Genomic DNA, 5661 nt, shown 5'->3' with positions numbered 1-5661 from the left:
TGGTGTCTATGGCCGAGTGGAACCACACCGATCCCTTCCCGAACTCGGAGGTGAAACGCTCGCACGGCGACGATAGTTGGGGGGTTGCCCCCTGTCAAAATAGCTCGCTGCCAAGCTCAATATTTAAATCAAACAAGTCCTCAATCATTTGATTGCGGGCTTGTTTGTTTTGGTTATTACTAGTTAACATTGTCGATCGATCGAGATAGACTAAGGTTATAGTTACATTGCAGCAATTTCAATCGCGAACCTGCTCATGTAAATCTCTATCTATCATCCTTTTCCCGGTCTTGAAATGAACTGCGATTTTAAAGAACTAGCGCAACTTTACCAAAATACACTCCTTAATAATGTCATACCATTTTGGGAGCAAAACTCGATCGATTGGGAGCATGGCGGCTATTTTACCTGTCTCGATCGAGCGGGTAAAGTGTACGATACCGATAAGTTTATTTGGTTGCAAAATCGTCAGGTGTGGACGTTTTCGATGTTGTACAATCGGGTAGAGCAGCGGAGTGAGTGGCTCAAGATTGCTGGGCATGGGGCGAATTTTCTAGCGGAACACGGGCGCGATTTGCAGGGAAATTGGTATTTTTCACTCGATCGAGCGGGACAGCCCCTTACTGAGCCTTATAATATCTTTTCTGACTGTTTTGCAGCGATGGCTTTCAGTCAATTTGCGCTTGCTGATGGCGAATCTTGGGCAAAAGATGTTGCGCTTCAAGCTTATCAAAATGTGTTGCGGCGCAAAGACGATCCTAAGGGTCGCTACAATAAAACATATCCTGGTACGCGCTCTTTAAAATCTCTGGCAGTACCGATGATTTTAGCAAACCTGACGCTGGAAGTGGCATGGCTGTTACCGGATGCCGAATTAGATCGGGTATTGGATCTGACTGTCGCGGAAGTGATGAATGACTTTCTTGACAAGAAGAGCGGGTTAATGTACGAAAATGTGGCTCCCGATGGCAGCCATGTCGATTGTTTCGAGGGTCGATCGATTAATCCAGGACATGGGATCGAAGCGATGTGGTTTATTATGGATATTGCCAATCGCCGTCAGGATACAGCGACTATCGGACGGGCAGTCGATACGGTTTTAAATATTCTGGATTTTGCTTGGGATAATGAGTATGGGGGCATCTATTATTTTATGGATGCTGACGGGCATCCGCCGCAACAATTGGAATGGAATCAGAAATTATGGTGGGTACATGTGGAAACTTTGGTAGCTTTGTCAATGGGCTTTCGGTTGACTGGGAGAGCTGCTTGTTGGGATTGGTATCAAAAAGTGCATGAATATACGTGGAAACACTTTGCCGACCCTGAAGGTGGGGAATGGTTTGGCTATTTGGATCGACAGGGGCAAGTATTGTTAGACCTCAAGGGTGGTAAATGGAAAGGGTGTTTTCACGTTCCGCGCGCTCTATTGATGTGCTGGCAGGAGTTTGAAGCATTAGCCATCGGTCGAGAAAGCGACTGAATGCGGATAATTTGGCAACGATCTATTCAGCTAAATGGCGGAAAAAAGCTGTGCGACGATCGCAGTGCCAGCCAAATTTAGCTAGTTAGAGTCATAATTGGTAGAGTTTAGACGATCGCCTGTGCCGATCGAGACAGACCGGGAGATGCGATCGAAGTTACAATTCAAGAGTCAGTAGTACTATCGGCTCGATTTAGCTAAATCTGTAATAAAATTGATATATAGTTTACCAAAATATATTTTCATCCGGCTAAGGCAGCAGATCGATCGAATAAATGAGCCACGGCTAGCAATAAGTATCACAAAGCAAAGGAAGTGGACATGATTCGCATTCTCCTGGTGGATGACCAGAAGAGCATTCGGGAACGGTTGAAGTCTCTACTAGAGACCGAGCCAGACTTTGATATCGTTGGAATGGTAGACAATGGCTATGATGCGATCGAGCAAGTCAAGCTGCTGTTACCCGATGTCGTGCTCATGGATATGGAGATGCCGGATATTGATGGTGTGCTCGCAACCAAAATTATCTCTCATAGCTCTCGAAAAACTAAAGTACTCGTCCTGAGCAGTCACGATAGCGATGAATATGTCGCCGATTCGATCTATGCTGGGGCAAATGGCTATATCCTCAAAGGTGCTCCCGCACAGGAAATTTGCGATGCCGTCCGCTTTGTCAATCGTGGCTACATGCAAATTGCCCCAGGGTTATTTGAGAAATTTATTCCGAATAAGATCGAAGCAGGATTATTAGAGTGGAAACCTCGCCCTAGTAACGAGCGAATGCCCGTCAGTCGGATTGAGTATCCGGGTAGTTTAGAACTGACTGGCATTAATAAGCGTACAGCAGCCAAGAATACGGCGATCGTCCCCGGTACGGAATTCGAGCAACCATCGGAGCTAATTCTAGATATTACCGCATTAAGCCGATCGCGTAAATCATCGATCGGCTGGTATCAAGCTACGGCGTTAGTAGTCGCCGGATTGGGATTGACATGTTCGCTCTATCTGATCCGTCAAAGTTTAAATAAACCAGCACAAACACCAGAACGGCAAGACCGCGCGCAACAATTACAAAATCTGCCCTTCGTCGGCAAAATCGAACCCCTCCATATTACTAAAATCGATGCCACCATTCCTGGTATCGTTACCGTAATGCCGATCGTTGTCGGGCAAACGGTCAAGGCTGGCGATCGATTATTGAGTATTCGGAATGTCGATGCCGAGCGTGCTAATCGTACCAAACAGCTCTCGGCACAGCAACTTATGGCGCAGCAACAGCAAATTGCAATCCAACAGGCATCTCAACAACAGCAACAGGCACTCCAGCAGCAACAACTGGCGATCGGTGAGCGACAAGCCGCTGCTGGTAGAATTAGTAATATTCAACTGGCGATCGCTAATTATCAACGCAACCTCGCACCACTGCGCCAACAAGTAGCCGATGCTAACGTGAAGGTGAATTTAGTCGCCACTCAGACAGAACGACTCCCTTTGAGCCAAAAACGCGAAGCCATTACCCGCACACAAGCCATCTACGAACGGACGTTAGCGACATACGAGCGATTGGCTCAATATCAAAGCGAAGGCGCGATCTCGCAAGAGCGAGTCGAACAAGCCGAAAAAGAAATGACTGTCGCTAAATCGGATCTAAACATCGCCCGATCGGATTACGATAGTTTGGTTGATAGTGCCAAAGTTACTACCGAGAAACAAGCCGCACAGACACGATCGACCCAACTGCAACAACAACTCGCCCTGATCGAACAAGCCGGACAACTCCAGCAACTTCAAGCACAACTCCAAATCGCTCGTGCCGATTTTCAACAGATCGAGACTAAGTTGCAACAGATCCAGAAAACGATGCCTAATGGTAAACCATCGGCGATCGCTAGCAGTCAAATGCCGATTTTAGAGCCAACTCAGAGCGATGTTACCGCACCAATTTCGGGGATGGCGATCGAAATTCCCATCTCGTTGGGCGATCGAGTATTTGCGGGGAGTAAGTTGATGAGTATTACCAATCCTCGAAAACTCAAAATCGGCGTGGATGTTGAAGCTCAACAAGCTGCACTCCTCAAAACCGGACAAAAAGCACTCGTCAAAGTTGGTACCGCGATCGAAAGTCAAGAATTAGTCGCCCTAGTTACTAATATTGCCCCCCCAGTCGATCGATCTACTCAACGCATCGAAGTCGAATTTACCAACCCCAAACCGACTGTGTTAATCGGTCAAAATGGTACGGTTTATTTTCCGAAATAGGCTTCATTTAGGCTTTAGGCTTTAGGTATTAGGCTTTAGGGAATGGAAAGTATGGAGTAATCGAAAATAAAGGAAAAGAGTAGGGATTCAGGGACGCTTGCATCTGAGTATCTAACGCCTAAAACCTAAAGCCTAAAACCTAGATGAAGCCTTGCATTTTGCTGACAACAGAAGGGACGTATCCATTCCTGAGTGGGGGTGTGAGTACTTGGTGTCACGAACTGACTCACCAGATGCCAGAAGTGGACTTTAAGATTTTGGCGATCGTTGCCAATCCTTATTTGCCCCAGCAATACCAACTCTCGGCAAACGTCACACAAATGCTCAAGGTGCCGCTGTGGGGGATGGAAGATCCGATCGAGTATGGATGGCGGTTTCCGTTTTCTCGTGCCTTGAAGAGCAAAATTGCGACCACTGAGACGGTTATTCGTCAACGCTTTATTCCCATATTCGAGCAACTGTTAAAAGGGATTTTATTGCCAGACAGGATGGATATCGAGACGCTGGGCAATACATTTGTGGAGATTCATGAGTATTTTTTGCGATATGACTATCATAAAACGATGATGTCGATGGAGGTGTGGGAATGCTTTCAGAAACTAGTAACTACCGCTTGGCAATCTCAGATCGAACCCGCGCGGATTACTTTAGGCGAGATTTCTGAAACTCTCAAACTGCTCTATCGGCTCTGTATTCCCCTGCACGTACCGATTCCAACTGTAGATTTGATTCATTCTTCGGCTGCCAGTTATTGTGGATTGCCGGGGATAGTTGGCAAAATTAAGTATCGGATTCCCTATCTTTTAACCGAACATGGAATTAATATTCGCGAACAATATCTTAATTTGCGAACTTCGATCTCTTCTGTTTTCGTCCGTCGCTTTTTGCATTATTTAGTGAGTGCGGTTGTCAAATTAAACTATCATTTTGCAGACACGATCGCCCCCGTATGTAAATATAATACCCGTTGGGAGCAGTGGTGGGAAGTGCCGCCACGGAAGATTCAGGTCGTGCATAACGGTGCCGATCCAGACAAGTTTAAACCTCAATCGCGTCAGTCTAATGCTCATCCGATCGTCATCAATATGGGGTTAATTTTTGCACTCAAGGGACAGTTAACGCTAATTGAAGCCGCACCGATCGTCCGAGACAAATTTCCCGATGTAGAATTTAAGTTATATGGTAAACCTGCCGATTTAGATTACTTCGAGCGTTGTCAGCAAAAGATTGCCGAATATTGGTTGGAAAACACGGTAAATTTTGCTGGCTTTACAACCGAACCGTGGCGGGTGTATGGAGCCGCCGATGTTGTCGCACTCTCTAGTATTTCTGAGGGTTTTCCCTATGCCGTTATCGAGGCGATGCTCTGTGGTGCGGCGATCGTTTCTACCGATGTTGGTGGAGTAGAGGAAGCACTAGGCGATACGGGATCGATCGTACCAGCCAATCGCCCGATCGAACTTGCCGCAGCGATAATTCAACTCCTGAGTTTAACCGATCGACAGCGCACCCAAATCGGTCAAAAATCTCGACAACGAGCGTTAGAATTGTTTACGCAGCAAAAATGCATTCAAGCTTATCTCGACCTCTATTTACACTTAATTCGTCAGGCGAGAATTTCTAAAATCAAGATTACTGGTAAGCCGTGACAAATCATTCGCTTCAGAATTTAATTAACTCAATTTATCTCAATTATCCTAACGTCTGCGATCCGTGGGAAATTGTGGCAATTATCGAAACCTTAGGCTACACAGATAAAACAATTGCTGCTGAATTCGGTTGTCCCGATGCACTAGTACTCGGACAATTTATTTATGCCCAACGCGAACAATTTCCATTTGTCGATCGCGATCGAGAGCTTTCGATAATAGCTCCGAAGTTTATCGACAAACTAAATGTCTTTATCACTCAATTTTCAC

The 5661-nt window shown here is 46.0% G+C and carries 3 protein-coding genes, 1 rRNA gene and 1 pseudogene; all 5 read left to right on the top strand.

Going from position 1 to position 5661, the window contains the following annotated elements:
- Positions 1-116 (top strand): 5S ribosomal RNA (rrf, locus tag Q0R35_RS14280); the annotation flags it as partial.
- A 179-nt stretch (positions 117-295) separates the two neighbouring features.
- Positions 296-1483, top strand: coding sequence for an AGE family epimerase/isomerase (locus Q0R35_RS14275; RefSeq protein WP_295619531.1), 1188 nt, complete (start codon positions 296-298; stop codon positions 1481-1483).
- A gap of 321 nt (positions 1484-1804) precedes the next feature.
- The gene (locus tag Q0R35_RS14270) at positions 1805-3742 is read left to right on the top strand and encodes a response regulator (RefSeq protein WP_295619528.1); all 1938 of its coding nucleotides are present in this window, start codon (positions 1805-1807) and stop codon (positions 3740-3742) included.
- Between the two features lie 143 nt (positions 3743-3885).
- On the top strand, positions 3886-5391 hold the full coding sequence (gene pelF, locus Q0R35_RS14265) for a GT4 family glycosyltransferase PelF (RefSeq protein ID WP_295619525.1): 1506 nt from the start codon (positions 3886-3888) through the stop codon (positions 5389-5391).
- A pseudogene (locus Q0R35_RS14260) lies at positions 5388-5661 on the top strand (hypothetical protein); the annotation flags it as partial. The gene pelF and the pseudogene Q0R35_RS14260, both read left to right, overlap by 4 nt.

Origin of the sequence: Chamaesiphon sp. GL140_3_metabinner_50, from assembly GCF_025361915.1 — a bacterium.
Classification (GTDB): Bacteria; Cyanobacteriota; Cyanobacteriia; order Cyanobacteriales; family Chamaesiphonaceae; genus Chamaesiphon.
This window is presented reverse-complemented; position numbering and strand designations above follow the sequence as displayed.